12 protein-coding genes are annotated in these 18,704 nt (G+C 48.6%); 6 read left to right on the top strand and 6 right to left on the bottom strand.

Annotation, left to right across the window (positions count from 1 at the left end; translation table 11 throughout):
* Nucleotides 1-83: 83 nt before the first annotated feature.
* From ITJ87_RS08845 to ITJ87_RS08820, 6 genes are all read left to right on the top strand, one after another.
* Nucleotides 84-1,088: a LacI family DNA-binding transcriptional regulator gene (locus tag ITJ87_RS08845; protein ID WP_117601172.1), complete on the top strand. Its 1,005-nt coding sequence runs from the start codon at nt 84-86 to the stop codon at nt 1,086-1,088.
* A 19-nt stretch (nt 1,089-1,107) separates the two neighbouring features.
* Nucleotides 1,108-2,481, top strand: a complete 1,374-nt coding sequence (locus ITJ87_RS08840) for an MFS transporter (protein WP_117966256.1) — start codon at nt 1,108-1,110, stop codon at nt 2,479-2,481.
* 218 nt (nt 2,482-2,699) lie between these two features.
* Nucleotides 2,700-5,012, top strand: coding sequence for a family 65 glycosyl hydrolase domain-containing protein (locus ITJ87_RS08835; RefSeq protein ID WP_117601170.1), 2,313 nt, complete (start codon nt 2,700-2,702; stop codon nt 5,010-5,012).
* 118 nt (nt 5,013-5,130) lie between these two features.
* Nucleotides 5,131-6,183 (top strand): efflux RND transporter periplasmic adaptor subunit, encoded by a 1,053-nt coding sequence (locus ITJ87_RS08830; RefSeq protein ID WP_117966259.1) that lies wholly within the window; start codon nt 5,131-5,133, stop codon nt 6,181-6,183.
* 12 nt (nt 6,184-6,195) lie between these two features.
* Nucleotides 6,196-9,225 (top strand): efflux RND transporter permease subunit, encoded by a 3,030-nt coding sequence (locus ITJ87_RS08825; protein WP_117966261.1) that lies wholly within the window; start codon nt 6,196-6,198, stop codon nt 9,223-9,225.
* A gap of 34 nt (nt 9,226-9,259) precedes the next feature.
* Nucleotides 9,260-10,534, top strand: a complete 1,275-nt coding sequence (locus tag ITJ87_RS08820; protein WP_117966263.1) for a TolC family protein — start codon at nt 9,260-9,262, stop codon at nt 10,532-10,534.
* Nucleotides 10,535-10,624: 90 nt separating this feature from the next.
* Here ITJ87_RS08820 and ITJ87_RS08815 read toward each other — a convergent pair whose 3' ends face one another.
* The 6 genes from ITJ87_RS08815 to rhuM all read right to left on the bottom strand — a co-directional run bounded on the left by ITJ87_RS08815 (nt 10,625) and on the right by rhuM (nt 18,698).
* Nucleotides 10,625-11,860 (bottom strand): sodium ion-translocating decarboxylase subunit beta, encoded by a 1,236-nt coding sequence (locus ITJ87_RS08815; protein WP_117601166.1) that lies wholly within the window; start codon nt 11,858-11,860, stop codon nt 10,625-10,627.
* Nucleotides 11,860-13,698: a biotin/lipoyl-containing protein gene (locus ITJ87_RS08810; RefSeq protein ID WP_117601165.1), complete on the bottom strand. Its 1,839-nt coding sequence runs from the start codon at nt 13,696-13,698 to the stop codon at nt 11,860-11,862. The genes ITJ87_RS08815 and ITJ87_RS08810 overlap by 1 nt, the downstream gene beginning before the upstream one ends.
* A gap of 39 nt (nt 13,699-13,737) precedes the next feature.
* Nucleotides 13,738-13,995 carry an OadG family protein gene (locus tag ITJ87_RS08805; protein WP_117966265.1) on the bottom strand — a complete coding sequence of 86 codons (258 nt, stop codon included), beginning with the start codon at nt 13,993-13,995 and terminating at the stop codon, nt 13,738-13,740.
* 194 nt (nt 13,996-14,189) lie between these two features.
* The gene (locus ITJ87_RS08800; protein ID WP_035449543.1) at nt 14,190-14,672 is read right to left on the bottom strand and encodes an HU family DNA-binding protein; all 483 of its coding nucleotides are present in this window, start codon (nt 14,670-14,672) and stop codon (nt 14,190-14,192) included.
* Nucleotides 14,673-15,123: 451 nt separating this feature from the next.
* A complete protein-coding gene (locus ITJ87_RS08795) occupies nt 15,124-18,168 on the bottom strand; it encodes a DEAD/DEAH box helicase family protein (protein ID WP_195690889.1) in 3,045 nt (1,014 codons plus the stop codon).
* Nucleotides 18,165-18,698, bottom strand: a complete 534-nt coding sequence (gene rhuM / locus ITJ87_RS08790; RefSeq protein ID WP_117966268.1) for a RhuM family protein — start codon at nt 18,696-18,698, stop codon at nt 18,165-18,167. Before rhuM ends, ITJ87_RS08795 begins: the two co-directional genes overlap by 4 nt.
* Between the last annotated feature and the right edge of the window lie 6 nt (nt 18,699-18,704).

Genomic DNA, 18,704 nt, shown 5'->3' with positions numbered 1-18,704 from the left:
GAATAAGCCCAATTTACCATATTACGTTATTTTTGCAATCGGATTAGGGAAGTTTACCTTATCTTTGTCCTCAAAACTATACCATGAATAAACCGCAGATTACCATCAAGGATATTGCCCGGGCGCTGAATGTCTCCCCTTCTACCGTGTCAAGAGCGCTGAAAGACAATCCGGACATCAGCAAGGAAACTCGTGATCTTGTCCATGCCTATGCGCGCGAACATAGCTATAAGCCCAATGTACTGGCTGTAAACCTCCGCGCAAGCCGCAGCAATACCATCGGCGTCATTGTTCCCCAACTGGTACACCACTTCTTTTCCTGCGTATTGAGTGGAATTGAGAAAGCAGCGGCGGATGCCGGATATAATATCATAGTGGCGCAGAGCAGCGAATCGTACGAGCAGGAAGTGAAGATTGTGCATTCTTTCCTTGCCGCCCGTGTCTGCGGAGTCATCGCTTCACTTGCCAAGGATACTTCCAAATACGACCATTATCAGGAGCTGCTGAACAACGACATTCCCATCGTCTTTTACGACCGTATATGTACGGGGTTGAAAACCGAGCGAGTGGTGGTGGACGACTATGCCGGCTCCTTTGCGGCCGTGGAATACATGATACAGACCGGATGCAAGCGTATTCTTTTCTATAGTGCGGCTCCCCACCTGGAGATTACCAAGAATCGCCGGAACGGCTACCTGGATGCCATGAAGAAGTATAAAATTCCAGTGGACGACAGCATGATTCTGTTGTGCGACACCCGTGAACGCGCCATCTCCATCACTCCCGACCTATTGGAAAGCGAAAACCGCCCTGACGGTTTCTTCGCCATCAACGACGAGACAGCTTCAGGCATACTGTATGCCTGCAAACTGGTCGGCATAAAAGTTCCCGATGAAGTATCCATCTGCGGATTCACCGACGGAGCCATTGCCCAAAGCACCGACCCGAAGCTGACTACTGTGGAGCAACATGGCGAGGAAGTAGGTAAAAGCGCTTTCAGCATTCTAATCGGAAAGCTGGAGGGAGAAGAGAAAAGCAACAACAAGATAGTACGTACCAATCTGGTGATAAGAGGAACAACGAAATAATAAAACATATTGAACCATCATGAAAGTAAAACCCGATTTAAGTTTCTGGAAGCTGTGGAACATCAGCTTTGGTTTTTTCGGCGTGCAGATTGCATATGCTTTGCAGAGTGCAAACATCAGCCGTATCTTTTCCACTTTGGGTGCAGACCCGCATAATTTGAGTTATTTCTGGATCCTGCCGCCGTTGGCAGGTATCATTGTACAACCCATTGTGGGAGCCGCCAGTGACAAGACCTGGACACGCTTCGGACGGCGCATTCCTTATCTGTTTATAGGTTCGTTGGTGGCCGTACTCGTCATGTGCCTGCTACCCAATGCCGGAAGCTTCGGCATGGCAGTAAGTACAGCCATGATTTTCGGTCTGGTATCGCTGATGTTCCTTGATACCTCCATCAATATGGCCATGCAGCCCTTCAAAATGATGGTGGGCGACATGGTGAATGAGAAACAAAAAGGACTCGCCTACTCCATCCAGAGTTTTCTATGCAATGCAGGTAGCCTGGTGGGTTATCTCTTCCCGTTCATCTTTGCATGGATTGGCATCAGCAATACAGCTCCCCAAGGAGTAATCCCCGCCTCGGTTATTTACTCATTCTACATCGGAGCGGCCATCCTTATCTTCTGCGTCATCTACACTTCGATCAAAGTAAAAGAGATGCCGCCTGCCGAATATGCAGAGTATCACGGCATCACCGAAGAAGAGGAACATGAAAAGACCAACATGCTGAAGCTGCTCATCAACGCTCCGAAAGCATTCTGGACTATCGGACTGGTACAGTTCTTCTGCTGGTTTGCCTTTATGTTCATGTGGACTTATACCAACGGCAGCATCGCTGCCAATGCTTTCGACGCTCCTACAGTAGAGCACCTGGTAGATGGTGTGACCAAAATAGTACTCGACACCAAGAGCCTGCAATATCAGAATGCCGCCGACTGGGTAGGCGTACTGTTTGCCGTGCAAGCCATCGGCTCTGTGCTTTGGGCCATCTGCATACCGATGTTCAAGGACCGCCGCTGCGTCTACTCACTCAGCCTTGTTCTGGGAGGTATAGGTTTCATTTCCACCTACTTCATACACGACCCTTATATGCTCTTCATTTCCTTCTTGCTGATAGGGTGCGCATGGGCTGCCATGCTGGCACTGCCGTTCACCATCCTAACCAACGCACTGAGCGGAGGACACATGGGTACTTATCTGGGACTTTTCAACGGAACTATCTGTATCCCGCAGATTATAGCGGCAGCCTTGGGCGGCATCATCCTTGCCTTGTTTACTCCCAAAGGAGGACTGCCTCCTGAAATCAATATGCTTGTGTTAGCAGGAGTCATGCTGATAATCGGTGCTTTCTGTGTATATTTAATCAAAGAGACCAAAGGAGAGAAAGCAAACTAAGAATCACCCCCGAAGTACTCTGAGACGGAAATATTGACCGACACCGGGCAACATTCCACCTGACACCGGGGAAAGCATCGTTCGGTACCAAGGAACGATACTTTCCCGGTGTCTTTTTGATGTCTTTCCTTGCCTTTCTTTATTTTTGTCCTTACTTTTCTTCTTTATTTCCGCATATTGCTTAACTTTACGGCGATAACTACAGAAAACACGTCGTCATGAAGAAATACCTCAAGACCGATGAATGGAATATCATCGAAGACCAATTCCACCCCGACCGTCAACGGATGTCGGAAAGTATATTCAGTCTCGGAAACGGACGTTTCGGGCAACGGGGGTATTTTGAGGAGCCTTACAGCAGTGACAGTTACCGTGGTTCATTTGTGGCCGGCATCACTTTCCTGGACAAAACCCGCGTAGGATGGTGGAAGAACGGATTTCCCCCATATTACACCCGCATACCCAAGGCTGCCGACTGGAGCCGTATCAACCTGCGCCTCATCGATGAGGAACTCGATTTGGCAGGCTGGGATGTCGACAGCTTCAACCGCCGCCTCGACATGAAAGAGGGTATCTCCTACCGGGACATGGAGGTGACCTCTCCCCGGGGAAACCAGCTCCGCATCCATATAGAGCACATCACGGATATGGCAAGACCCAACCTCTGTCTCATCAAGTACAGTGTGTCCTCCATCAACTATACCGGTAGAATCTCACTCGTGCCCATCCTTGACGGGAATATCGTGGACGATGCCGACCTGCCGAACCTGAAAATATGGAACATCCTGCGTTCCGGTTCTACCAGCGACTGTGCCTACCTCTGGACACAGACCCGCCGGGAAGATGCACAAGTGTGCTACGCCATGACTTACCAATTCTTCAAAAACAACAAGGAAACCACTGCCAATCCCATACGGATAGAAAAGGAAAAGCAGACCGGTTTCAGCGTAGGTGCCGACGTAAAACCCGGAGACAACGTGACACTCATCAAATACACCGCCATCGCTTCTTCTCTTTACCACGAACGGAGTGAATTGGTGGAGCACTCCATGACCGAGGCACGCGAAGCCAAGAACATAGGCTGGAATACGCTGGTAGAAGAGCATCGAAGGGCCTGGCAGGAAATCTGGGACGAAACGGATGTCGTCATCGAAGGGGACCCGGAAGCACAGCAAGGTATCCGGTACAACATATTCCAGCTGTATCAGACTTACCGGGGAGATGACCCGCGCCTGAACATCGGCCCCAAAGGATTCACCGGAGAAAAATATGGCGGCAATACCTATTGGAACACGGAATTGTGTTGTGTACCGTTTTTTCTGCTCTCCACTCCCAAAGAGATTGCAAAGAACTTGCTGGCATACCGGCACAACCAGCTTCCCAAGGCCATAGAAAACGCCCGCAAACTGGGTTTCAAGGACGGTGCAGCGTTGTTTCCGCAGGTAACCAACAACGGAGAGGAATGCCACAGCGAATGGGAAATAACCTTCGAGGAAATCCATCGCAACAATATCATTGTTTATGCCATCGTTCAGCATGCAGTACTGACGGGTAATATGGACTATATCGCCCAATATGGCCTGGAAGTTATGATTGCCGTCAGCCGCTTCTGGAGCCAACGGGTATCCTTCTCCCAACCCAAACAGAAATATGTCATACTGGGAGTTACCGGCCCGGATGAATACGAAAACAATGTGGACAACAACTGGTACACCAACTATTCCTGCATACAATGCCTCAAGATGACCCTCCGTTTTCTGGAAATGATAGCACAGCAATATCCGGACGAATATGCCCGCATACGCCGCATCACCAATCTCGACCAAGTAAAGGAAAGCGCCCGGTGGAGAGACATCATCGAACACATGTATCTGCCGGAAGACAAGGAACGGGGAATTTTTATCCAGAATGACGGCTATATGGATAAAGTACTGGAAAGTACAGATAACATTCCTGCCGAAGAACGCCCCATCAACCAACATTGGTCATGGGATCGCATTCTGCGCTCTTGCTACATCAAGCAAAGCGACGTGTTGCTCGGACTTTACCTTTATTATTTCTATTTCGACACGGAAACCGTCCGCCGCAATTTCGAGTTCTATGAGCCGATGACCGTACACGAATCCTCCCTTTCTCCCCACATCCATTCCATCCTGGCTGCACGCATCGGCAAAGTGGAAAAAGCTTACCAGCTTTTCCTGCATGCCACGCGGCTTGACCTGGACGACTACAACAACGAAGCGGACCAAGGTCTGCACATAACCAGTATGCCCGGCAGCTGGCTGGCCATTGTACGCGGATTTGCAGGTATGCAGGTGCTGAAGGAGACATTGTGTTTCTCCCCCGTCATACCGCAAAAATGGGACAGCTATTCATTCAAGGTGAATTATCTGAAAAACACACTTCACATACGGGTAGGAAAAGAAATCGAAATCTCGCTTACAGCAGGCAGCAAAGTGGACATACAAGTCTACGGACACCCATATACGCTGGAACGGGGGACGGAATTAAAAATTAATGTGCTCATGTAATTAACCATATTGGCACATTAAATCATCATTTATCCTATAACCGGGAGAACATTTGGTTGTTTTCCCGGTTTTATGTTTTTATATATACCTGAACGAATAACTATATACTTGTTTACCAATGAAAAAAATGTTTCTTTTCGCCCTGGTCACGACGTTGCTCATCACGTCGTGCGGGCAAAAACAAAAGGGTAGCAATACCCTTATCCGACCGGTGAAGACTGCACAAGTCAGTTCACAGTCGGTTATCCACAAAGACTTCTCCGGAATGGTGGAAGCCGTGGAATATGTGAGACTTGCCTTCCGCGTCAGCGGACAAATCATCAACCTCCCGGTTGTAGAGGGACAGCGGGTAAAGAAGGGGCAACTGATTGCCGCCATCGACCCACGCGACATCTCCCTGCAATATGCAGCCGACAAAGCTGCCTACGAAACAGCTGCCGCACAAGTGGAACGTAACAAACGGCTACTTAGCCGCCAGGCTATCTCCGTGCAGGAATACGAAATCAGCGTAGCCAACTATCAGAAAGCAAAATCCGCCTACGAGTTGTCCGGCAACAATATACGGGATACGCGGCTGACAGCCCCTTTCGACGGTTCCATCGAAAAACGGCTGGTAGAGAACTATCAGCGTGTCAATGCGGGAGAAGGGGTTGTACTACTGGTAAATACACAGAAACTACGAGTCAAGTTCACCGTACCGGATGATTATCTCTATCTGCTCCGTGCCAAGGACGTAAAGTTCAAGGTGGTGTTCGATAGCTACCCCGCAGAGGCTTTCGATGCCAGAATGGAAGAGTATCTTGACATCTCCACAGCAGGAACGGGTATTCCGGTGACAATAACAATTGACGACCCGCACTTTGACCGTGCACGTTATGACGTAAAACCGGGATTCACATGCAAAATAAAGCTGGCATCGGATGTCACTCCCTTCCTGGAAGAAAAGCTGATGAATGTACCGTTAAGTGCCGTATTCGGTAACAGTGAAAACCAGAAAACGTATGTATGGGTGGTGGAAGGTAATAAAGTCAGCCGTCGCGAAGTGAGCGTTTATTCTCCAACGGGAGAGGCAAACCTGCTTATCTCTAAAGGGCTGGAACCGGGAGAAACCGTTGTGACGGCCGGAGTATACCAGCTGACAGAAGGAGAAAAGGTAAAAATTGATAATTGATAATTAAACAACATGAATCTAGCCAAATATTCATTAGACAACACGAAGATAGTCTACTTCTTTCTGGCTGTGCTGCTTATCGGCGGCATACTGTCATTCGGCAGGTTGGGAAAGAAGGAAGACGCACCTTTCGTCATCAAGTCGGCAGTCATCATGACACGCTACCCGGGAGCGGAGCCGGCAGAAGTGGAACGGCTCGTCACCGAACCCATCTCCCGAGAAATACAGTCGATGAGCGGCGTCTACAAGATAAAGTCAGAGTCTATGTACGGACTCTCCAAGATAACCTTCGAACTGCAACCGTCACTCTCTGCCGCATCCATTCCGCAGAAGTGGGACGAACTGCGGCGCAAAGTGCTCAACATACAGCCCCAACTGCCCGCAGGCTCTTCTGTGCCGACCGTCTCGGATGATTTTGGAGACGTTTTCGGCATCTATTACGGCCTGGTGGGTGACGACGGTTTCTCTTATGAAGAAATGAGAAACTGGGCGGAACGAATCAAGACACAAGTCATCACGGCAGACGGTGTGATGAAGGTAGCCCTTTTCGGTACACAGACAGAGGTCATCCATATATTCATCTCCGTAAACAAGCTGGCAGGAATGGGTATCGCCCCCAAGCAGCTGGCCAGCCTGCTGCAATCGCAGAACCAGATTATCAATACGGGTGAAATCAGTGCTGGAGAACAACAGTTACGCATCGTGGCCAACGGTACCTACACGACTGTCGATGATATCCGCAACCAGGTTATCACTACCTCCGGCGGACAAGTCAAGCTAGGCGACATCGCCATCATTGAAAAGGGATACATGGAACCTCCCGGCAATATCATGCACGTCAACGGAAAGCGCGCCATCGGTATCGGCATCTCCACAGACCCTACAAAGGATGTGGTAAAAACCGGTGAACTGGTAGACCGGAGGCTTGCCGAACTCATGCCCCTCATCCCCGTGGGGCTGGAACTGGAAAGTCTGTATCCCGAAAACGTGATTGCCCAAGAAGCCAACAACGGGTTCATCATCAATCTGATAGAATCCATCCTGATTGTGATTGTAATCATCATGCTGGTGATGGGCATGCGTGCAGGAGTACTGATTGGCTCTTCCCTTATATTCTCTATCGGAGGCACACTGCTCATTATGTCGTTTCTTGGCGTAGGTCTGAACCGGACCTCCCTCGCCGGATTTATCATAGCCATGGGAATGCTGGTGGACAATGCCATCGTGGTGACAGATAATGCCCAGATTGCCATTGCCCGCGGCATCGACCGCCGGAAAGCGCTGATAGACGGTGCCACCAGTCCCCAATGGGGATTACTGGGAGCAACGTTCATTGCCATCTGTTCGTTCCTGCCACTGTATCTGGCTCCCTCTTCCGTAGCCGAAATCGTGAAACCGCTATTCGTAGTGCTGGCCATTTCCCTGGGATTAAGTTGGGTGCTGGCGTTGACACAAACCACTACATTCGGCAACTTCATACTGAAAGCAAAGGCAAAAGATGGTGGTAAAGACCCATACGACAAGCCTTTCTACCATAAATTCGCCTCCATCCTCGGCACACTGATACGCAAGAAGGCGTTGACCCTTGGCAGCATTACAGCACTGTTCATCCTCTCCCTTTTCGTCATGGGACTGATGCCCCAGAACTTCTTCCCTTCTCTGGACAAACCCTACTTTCGGGCAGATGTATTCTATCCGGACGGGTACAGCATCCGCGAAGTAGAAACCGAAATGAAAAAGGTGGAAGCCCATCTGATGCAGCAGCCGGAAGTGAAACGGGTATCCGTCACATTCGGCAGCACACCGTTGCGTTACTATCTGGCCTCCACTTCCGTCGGCCCCAAACCTAACTTCGCCAATATCCTGGTGGAAGTAACGGACAGCAAATATACCAAGGAACAGGAAAAGAACCTTGATGCCTACATGAAGGCCAACTATCCCAATGCCATCACCCGTACCATGTTGTTCAAGCTCTCCCCTGCCGTAGATGCCGCCATTGAAATCGGGTTCATCGGCAATAACACGGATACGCTGGTCATGCTGACCAACAAGATTCTGGACATCATGCACCGTAACGACGAACTTATCAACGTGCGCAACTCCTGGGGCAATAAGATACCGGTATGGCATCCCGTTTACAGTCAGGAACGTGCACAACCGTTGGGTATCTCCCGTCAAAGCATGGCACAGAGTATCCAGATCGGTACGAACGGCATGACACTTGGAGAATACAGGGAAGGAGACCAAGTACTCCCCATTCTGTTGAAGGATAAAACCATCGACTCTTTCCGTATCAACGACTTGCGTACACTCCCCGTATTCGGCACTGCACGCGAAACAACCACTCTGGAACAAGTCGTCAGCCGGTTCGACTTCCAGTACAAGTTCTCCAATGTGAAAGACTACAACCGGCAGATGGTGATGATGGCGCAGGCCGACCCACGCCGCGGTGTGAATGCCATTGCCGCCTTCAACCGTATATGGAAGCAAGTGCAGAAGGAGATTGAAGTGCCCGAAGGTTACACCATGAAATACTTCGGAGAGCAGGAAAGCCAGGCAGAAAGCAATGCCGCACTGGCAGCTAACCTGCCGCTGACATTCTTCCTTATGTTCGTCACCTTGCTGTTTCTGTTCCGCAGCTACCGGAAACCGATTGTTATCCTGCTGATGCTGCCGCTTATCTTTATAGGTATTGTACTGGGACTGGTGGTATTGGGAAAATCATTCGACTTTTTCTCCATCCTCGGCTTGCTGGGGCTGATTGGAATGAATATCAAGAATGCCATCGTGCTGGTGGACCAGATTGATACGGAAACCGCTGCCGGGAAAGCACCGCGTGAAGCCGTTATCAGTGCAACGACCACCCGTATTGTCCCGGTGGCTATGGCATCGGGTACCACTATCCTGGGAATGTTGCCGTTATTGTTCGACGCCATGTTCGGCGGCATGGCGGCAACCATTATGGGTGGTTTGCTGGTAGCCTCGGCATTGACATTATTCGTGCTGCCGGTGGCTTATTGCGCCATTCATAAAATCAAGTGAGAGAACATTCAACAATTTACAGTTTACCAATTGAATGATGAAAACAAAGATACTTATTCTATCATTACTGTGCTCCGGACTGAATGCCGGGGCACAACAAGCATATCTGAGCCGCGAAGAATACCGCGACAAGGTAGAAGCATACAGCCAGATTCTGAAACAACAGCATCTGAAAACATTCGCCAGTACCGAGGCACGCAAGATTGCCTCCACCGGTTTCCTGCCCCAGATTGACATCATCGCCGAGGGTACCGCCAATCTCAATCATCTGGACCAATGGAACAGTCCGAAAGGAGACTACCGCCCTTATACCTATCAGGCACTTGCCACCTTGACGCAGCCGCTTTATACCGGAGGTTCCCTAATAGCCCAAAAGAAAGTGGCGCAAACCGAAGAGGCACTGGAGCAACTAACCACAGAACTGACCCTCGACCAGATACACTATCAAAGTGACGCCGTCTATTGGAATGCCTCTGCCGCCCGTGCCGGTCTGAAAGCCGCGGCTACCTTTCAGGATATTGTACAACAGCAGTACGACATCATCCAAGACCGCTTCGATGACGGCGCCATCAGCCGCACAGACTTGCTGATGATTTCCACCCGGCGTAAGGAGGCCGAATTACAGTACATCAAGGCACGCCAAAACCATACCCTTGCCCTGCAAAAACTGAATATCCTTATGGGCTCGGAACCGGACGCTCCCATAGACAGCATAGCCGAAATAGATATACCGACTGCCTCCATCATCCCTTTGGGCCTGGATGATGTGCTGCCCCGCCGGGCAGAATATGCCAGTACCTCCGTGAACATCGCCCGCAGTGAAGCGCAACGGCATGCCGCCCTCAGCCGCTACAATCCACAAGTCAGCATGTTTCTCGCTACCGGTTGGGATACGGGAATCGCCTATATGGGGCAGAATGTACCTCATACTCCCGTCGCAGGGGTCAACGTCAGCATCCCCATCTTCCGTTGGGGAGCCCGCTTCAAGACAAACCGCCAACAGAAAGCCTATATCGGCATACAGAAGCTGCAACAAAGCTATGTAACGGACAATATTCTGGAAGAGCTCTCCGCAGCCACCACAAAGCTAACGGAAACTGAACAGCAAGTCAAGACGGCCCGGGAGAATATGACACTTGCCGAAGAGAATCTAGACCTTGTCACCTTCTCTTATAATGAAGGAAAAGCCAGCATGGTAGATGTACTGTCCGCACAACTCTCATGGACACAAGCACACACCAACCTGATTGATGCGTATCTCGCGGAAAAGATGGCGGTAGCTGAATATTGGAAAGTGGTCAGCGAATGAAATGCCCCTCAACGAAAAAGATAAAGAAACTCCGGCATGGCTTTGTAAAGCCATGCCGGAGTTTCTTTATCTTTCCCCTACTGACCAGGTTTATCCCAAGAATGAAATCAATACACCAGCCGCAACAGCCGACCCGATTACACCGGAGATATTACTGGACATACAGTAATTCAGCACATGGTTTTTCGGGTCATATTTCGTTGCAATCTCATTGCAGACGCGGCTTGCCATGGGCACGGCACTCAGGCCGGTAGCACCAATCAGTGGATTGATCTTCTTCTTGCTGAATAGGTTGAACAGCTTCACAAAGAAAATACCTCCCGTAATGGACAATGCAAATGCCAGGAAACCGCCAATCACAATACCGATGGTTGTCCAATTCAGGAATGCCTCACTAGTCATCGTGGCGCCAACGCTCAATCCTAAAAAGATGGTAGCTGCATTCATGATACTATTAGCAGCAGCGTCGAACAAGCGGCTTGTATCAGAACCGATTTCCTTAATCAAATTACCGAACATCAACATACCAATCAAAGGTACTGCCGTAGGCACAAATAAAGCAACAATCGTAGTCACTGCAATCGGGAAGATAATCTTCAATACACGCAGATTCTTAATCTCGATTTTCGAAGGATACAGCTTCTCCTGCTCCTTCATGTTAATCATCAATTCCTTCTTGGTACAGAACAACTTCACCACCATCGGAATGATGACCGGTACCAGCGCCATATAAGAATAAGCAGCAATGGCAATCGGTCCCAACAGATGGGGAGCCAGCTTGATGGTAGTAAAGATAGCCGTAGGGCCATCGGCACCACCGATAATGCCCAACGCACCCGCTTCCTGCGGAGTGAACCCTATCATCACAGCACAAAGCAGTACGGTGAAAATACCTAACTGCGCAGCCGCACCGAATATGGAGAGACGCAAGTTACGGAGCATCGGACCGAAGTCCGTCAGCGCACCCACCCCCATAAAGATGACAGGTGGCAGGAATCCGGTCTTAATCAGCATATAATAGATGAAGTTCATCAGTCCAAGGTCGTGCGCTATTTCGTGCAACGGCATCTCCCAGATATTCTTCATCACCCCGCCTACCATGACCATTCCGTTTTCATCCGCCTGAATCACACCCATCTCGCCGCCAGGAAAGTTGGCGATGAGTACACCGAAAGCGATGGGTACCAGCAACAATGGTTCATAGTGCTTCTTGATGCCCAAATAAAGCAGGATAAAAGCGATGGCATACATCACGAGGAACGACGGATCAGCAATGATATTGCTGAAGGCCGTCATATCATAGAGTTTTGCAAATATATCTTCCATTATCCTATCTTCATTAATACATCATCTTCAGAAACAGAGTCACCCGGATTGACACAGATGGCAACAACCGTTCCATCAAAGTCTGCACGGATGGCATTGTATGTCTTCATAGCTTCGATATAGCAGAGAAGATCGCCACTCTTCACCTTGTCACCCACTTTCAACGGGGTTTCTTGTGCATTCTTCGTCAAGAAGAACTTGCCTTCGAGCGGAGCCGGAATATCCTGACCTTCGCCTACGGGAGGAGCAGTCACCTTCTCGGTAGCCGAAGCGGGCAGGTCAATGTCACCATAAGCCACCGTTACGCGGTAGGCCTGACCGTCCACCTGCACGGTGAGCGTCTTGGGTTTGGCATCGTCCAGCGGAGATTTGTCACGTTCAGCACGGCGTTTCTCCACATCCTCCAGGAAGTCCTGCTTGGCCTTGCCACTCTTGTAAGCCTCGTATTGAGCCGGGTGCATGGCGTATTCGAAAAGCTCTTCGTCGTCCTCGCCCAATTCCCATTTGTTTTCCTTCATCAGCTTGCGGTACTTGTCCAAAGCATCGGGATAGTTGTCTTGCGGATTGCCGGTGAAGAATTTACGTCCTTCGCGCTCTGCTTTCTCAATAAGCTCAGGAGCCAATTCACCCGGCAACTTACCGGCTTTGCCCAGCAGCATATCCCAAATATCATCGGCAATCATGCCCCAGCGTTCCTTGCCCTTCTCCATAGCAATGACGTTCATCATGGAGAGATTCTTGACATACTGGCTAAACGGAGTCACCAATGGCGGATAACCTACACGCGGCCAGACGTATGCCACTTCGTTGAACAACTTGATGAGCAATTCATCCTGCTTCATGAAGGGCAGGTTGCGTTTTGCCTTATATTTGTTAATGGATTCCAAATTGGACTCCAGGTCTGCCATCAAACTGCCCATCATGCCGCCCGGAAGTCCAGGACCAATCAGCAGGGAGTTCATCAAACGGTTACGCGGGCTGATGTACAAGCCAAGGAAATCATCCATAAATTCCTGGATGAGGGCACGTACCTTCATATATGCCTCCATGTTGATTTCGGGCACCTGGAAGCCTGCATCTTTCAGCATAGCCTGCACGCTGAGCAGGTCTGCATGTCCTGTACCCCATGAAAGCGGTTCCATACCTACATCAATATAGTCGCAACCTGCCTCGCACACTTCAAGAATGCTTGCCATATTGAAGCCGGGCCCCGCATGACTATGGTACTGGATAGGAATATCGGGATGTGCCGCCTTGATATTGGCCACAATCTTACCCAGGGAAACCGGACGTCCGATGCCTGCCATATCCTTGATGCAAATTTCATCGGCACCAGCCTTGATAAGCTTCAAAGCCATGTTCGTGTAGTATTCTACGGTATGGATAGGTGAATGGGTGATGCAGAGCGAACATTGGGAAATCATTCCGGCATCGTGTGCATAACCAATGGAAGGAATGATATTGCGAGTATCGTTCAGACCGCAAAAAGTACGCGTGATGTCCGTACCTTGCGCTTTCTTCACCTTATAGAACAGCTTGCGTACATCGGCGGGCACGGGACTCATGCGGAGGCCATTCAAGGCACGGTCCAACATGTGAGTCTGGATACCGGCTTCGTGGAACGGCTTCGTCCATTCGCGCACGGCTTTATTCGGATTCTCCCCAAACAGCAGATTTACTTGTTCAAAACCTCCGCCATTGGTTTCCACGCGCGCAAAACAACCCATCTCAATGATAGCGGGAGCTACTTTCACCAGCTGGTCAACACGGGGTACATATTTTCCGGCACTCTGCCACATGTCCCTGAATACCAAGCTGAACTTAATTTCCTTTTTCATACTAAATTATTCGGTGTGTTTTTATATAAGATTATTATTTCAGATTTTTTCTACCTTAGCAACTTTACCCTTACCTTGTGTCACTACTGTTACGGCTACACTGATAGCTGCCAGAATATTACCGGGGACAGGTGCAGGACCATTTGCTGCAGCTTTGGCCGGTACCACTTCTTCGGGTGCATATTTGTTCACAAGTGCAATGAGACATTTTCCTAAGTAGATAACAATCAGCAGGATAGCAAAGACTGTTGCCATACCTACCACCATTAGCAGAAGTGCTATGTTCAAGTTTTCCATATTATAAATTATTAGTTATTCCGTAGGATTTAAAAAAAATCGTTCGAAATTAGCGATTATCCGTTAAAGAAAGGTGGTAAAAAATAATAAAAGATGCTAAAACGTCACTTCCCGCACTACCGGAGAGGTGGTACGGGAAGTGTATAATGCCCCATTTATGTCAAGAAAAGAGGCAATTGGCGGGATGGGAAAAATCAGCCCAGCGGGTTCTCTCCCTGATCGCCGTCGTTGCCGCCCTGGTTGCTGCCACCTTGATTGCCACTGTCAGAAGAAGGAAGCTTGCCCCACTCTTCCCAAACAATCTTCGTATTCACCATGCTGCGGGTAATCACCTGACGGCCACTATTACGCTCCACTTCGGGCAAAAAACGGACACGTACTCCGTTAATCAGCGAAGCGCTTACCTCCGCAGCCGTCGACACTCCTCTTTTAGTAGAGGTGGCAGTATAGTAGAAGGTGCCGACACCGTTTATCTTCACAGTACGTCCCTGCCCCATGAAATTGCTCAATACACGCCCCAAGTTCTCCATCACCGCATACGTGTCACCACGGGTCACGGTAGAAAGAACAGACAGCTCGTCTGCCACTTCACGGGTAGTAACCGCCTTGCCCCAGGTTACTGATTGAGGATACCACAAATCGTTTACTTTTTTCTGAACTCTTTTAAAAAATGCCATAATCGTAATGTTTTAAATGATTAATTAATAATGTATATCCGGTTTCTCTTGTCTCACCCGAGAAGCAGAAGTTTTCATCGTGAGGCCTCAACGATTCAGCCGTCTGCTTTTCTCAAATTCGATGTTGCAAAGTTAGGGCGGGAAACAAGGGAAAACAAGAAAATGGCATCTACAACCAATTTTCATAAATCACTCAAATACAAACAATTACAAAAATAACATCTCTACAAGAAGAAGGGGGAAATAAAGCTGAAATAAGAAGAATAAGGTGATAATCTCTACAAGCTATACACGCAAACTTCTGATAATGAAGGCACCTATATCTTCCGGTCTCTACAAGATAGTTACCATAAGCTATTCTTTGCAATATGACATCATTTAGAGTTTATGCCAGTGAAAAGAAAGAATGCACACATAGAGAGAATGTGCCTCTCTACGTGTTTGGCTGATTTTACTTTGTTACTGCATTATACAAATCCTGGTAGGTTTTCACCACACTATACGCCACATCGCCAGTGCTGATAGCTGCAAAGTGGCGACGGGCGCACTCTATCTTGGCATCCTCGGCACGGCGAAGTTGTGATACTTCGATGTCGTTGCCTTTGGTTTCTGCCACGAAATAGACGTGCTTCACGGAATCTTCTCGAAAAGCTACAGCCCAGTCGGGATTATATTTGCCCATCGGAGTGTTGATGTAGAATCCACCGGGCAGTTTGCTATATACCACCACATCATCCTCAGCTTCCAGCGACTCGGCAAAACTCTTTTCGATACCTTCACTATCTACCACTACAAGATCGTAAAGCGACTTGGTACTTTCGATAGCATTCTTGCCAAGTGTACCACGCAGCGTAGCTTCCTCAAAGATGCCAGTACCAAAAGTTCCAGCACATTTCTCATACTGGATGTGTTGGATGAGCGAGATAGCCTTACAATCGTTGATGATGCGACCGGCTTTGATGATGAACTCTTCTGGATTCAGCTTGAACTGATGGAAAGTCGCATGATTAACGCCTTTCAGCATTTCTACAATGGTGCGGCGAGTTAGACCGGTGGATTGCACGAGTTCACCTACCAAGTCGTAAGTTACTTCTGCTCCAATAACTTCCGTTACCCGAATGGTTTTCACTGTAGCGGCACTCATGGCTGCTCCGGCTTCCAATTCTTCGCGGTCACGGATGCTTTCCATACCGCCACTCTCCACTACAATACGGATTTCTGTCACATTCAGGTGCTTGTCGAGTGCATCAATGGCACTCTTGATGAGTTTTGACGTTTCAAAACTCACGTTATAGTAAGTACGTGTATTGATGCGCCGCCACAACTCTTGCCACTCTTTTTTGTTGAAGTTGTCTTTCACTAAGTGAGCCTCCGTTTTATTACGTCCATTGGCTGGTTTGAAGGCATCGGGATTGAACACTTTATCCAACTGTTTGATGATAAACGAATGTAGATTTTCCACCTCACCAAACTGGAGCGAATCGGCTTTCTTTTCGTCAAAGTACTTTTGCGTGAGCTTGCCCTTCTTGATGTAACCTTGGACTATCAGTTCTTCGTGGATTTCCACGGCCTGTTCGGTCGTAATCTTTATGCTGTATCCATCTTGTGTCTGTGCCAGTTGGTCGGCAAACAGTGTGGCTGTCACCACTACCGGACGGCTGGCACAGGCTTCTGCCATATCGGTTTGCAGCTTCTTGGCAAAGTCGTCATAGCTCTCGCTGGCAATAACGGTCAGGATATTGGTGTCGAACACATGGTCACCCAATACGTCGGCATCTTGACGTTCGCCCTTATCGTTGACGCATAGGCGCATACCACGACCCACCTCCTGACGTTTCTTGATTTCGTTGGAGGTATCTTTCAACGTACAAATCTGGAACACATTAGGATTGTCCCAACCTTCCTTCAAGGCCGAGTGAGAGAAGATGAAGCGAATGGGGCAACTTTGGCTAAGTAAGCGTTCCTTATCCTTCATGATAAGGTCGAAACCACGTTCTTCGTTTTCGCCTTCCTTATTCTTCGATTCCACGTTCTTCCCTTTTTTATCAATAGAAAAGTAACCATCGTGAATGTTTTCGGGCGCATTCTTCGGATTGGAAAGGAAGCGAGTGTAGGCGGTATCCTTAAAGGTAGACATAAGCTCTTGCAAGGCACGTTGGTATTCCTCTTCAAACATCCGTGCAAATTTCCCCTTCTCTGCCGTGTCCTTACCGTAGATGCGGTAACTATCCACATGATCGATAAAGAAGAGCGAAAGCACCTTGATGCCGCGAGCAAAAAGTTGGCGTTCACGTTCCAAATGAGTCTTGATGGTTTCACGTATCTGGTGGCGACGGAGAATATCCTCATTCACGCTGCCCACCACCTCACCGGGATGAAGCGTCAGTCCGTTGAGGAAATGCACGGTATTGGTCAATCCGTCTATACATTCCACTTTAAAGTTATTGGCATACTCCTGCAAACCACCGCTTTGCTCTTTAAGATCGAACCCTTCGCCGACCAAGCGAATGGTCTGGCGTGTGCCATTGGCAGTCTTGACATCGAAGCCCAATCGAGCTTGTGGATTGCCTTTGCTAATGACGATTTCATCCAGATAGACATAGCTATTGGTAGCTGTAGAACCCACTTGATGCACACTGCGTACCTCTATTTTTTTCACCAGCTTCTTGTTGTAAGCGTCGATGGCATCGAGGCGATATACTTGGTTGAATATTTCACGGTGCGTGGCACTATAAAGTAAGGTAAAGAGCGGGTTAAACAGTTTGATACCTTTTCGTGTGGCATTGCCTTTGTCCGTACCCAACACGCTTTGCGGCTCGTCAATAATTAGGATGGGATTCGTTTTTGCCAAGATGTCAATAGGCTTTCGCGAACCGAACTCATCACGACGTGAGAAGATGATACGGGCTGCGGAATCACCTGCGCGACCTTCCTTGTTTTTATCCTCGTTAAGCGAAGCATTGAAAGCCTGCGTATTGATAATCATTGCATGAATGCCGTTATCCGAAGCAAAGGCATCAATCTTAGCGAGCTGCTTCGAGTTGTAGATGAAGTATTGCATGCGCTTACCATATTCTCCAGCAAAGTGCTCTGCCATACTCTCAAAACTCTTGAACACGCCTTCGCGGATGGCAATACTTGGCACTACAATCACAAATTTCGACCAGCCATAGCGGGCGTTCAGCTCATACATGGTCTTGATGTAGGTATAGGTCTTACCCGTACCTGTTTCCATCTCGATGGTAAAGGTACGTCCGTCTCCCTCCAGATGCTCCACGGGATTCAATCCTTCTGCCATCTGTATGCCACGCACATTCTCGCAAATGCTTTCATTGTCAAGTACAAGGGGAAAATTGCCGAAACCGTCGAAGTTGAGCGCACCAAACTTGTTCAAGAAGGTGCGGCTGCCATCGTGTTTGGGTTGCCCCTGAAACACATCGCTCACGCATTTGGCAGCTTCCGCTTGAAAGCGTTGATGTTTATATCTTATTTTCACTTTTTGCCTCCTTTCTTACTTTTGTCACTAATCGCCTTGATAGCGTTCAAATAATCTTGCTCCACATCGCTGAGTGTGCGCTGTTTATATTTACGATACTCAGTAGCGGCATGATCCATCGCTTCTTGATGGGATACTAGGCCTCCATCCAGTAGGAGTTGTTCTCCAGTTGAGGTGAGTATGCGATCCAGATAGTTTGCCCAATCGTTCATGGTCATGGGTTGCTCTTTCTCGGCTTGGCTTTCTGCGAAATCAAGTAAAGCGATAATCATATCAAGATTATAGAAGGTTGTCATGTATGACTTACCATCTGTGGCAGTTGTTCGGCATTTCCGAACAACTGAGTCCTCTTGTAGTTCGCCTTCTTCGAAAATGTGCTTAATATGCTCACTTACATTTGATTTACTCGTATGATACAGCTCGCACATCTGCGCTTGAGTAAGCCATAAAGGATCTTCCTCAAGTTTCACATCTATCTTTGTCAGACCGCCATTGTCTGTATAGATTAGTATTTTGTTGTTCTCTTCCATGGACAC

Source organism: Bacteroides sp. HF-162 (genome assembly GCF_015679285.1).
Taxonomy (GTDB): Bacteria; Bacteroidota; Bacteroidia; order Bacteroidales; family Bacteroidaceae; genus Bacteroides; species Bacteroides uniformis.
This window is presented reverse-complemented; position numbering and strand designations above follow the sequence as displayed.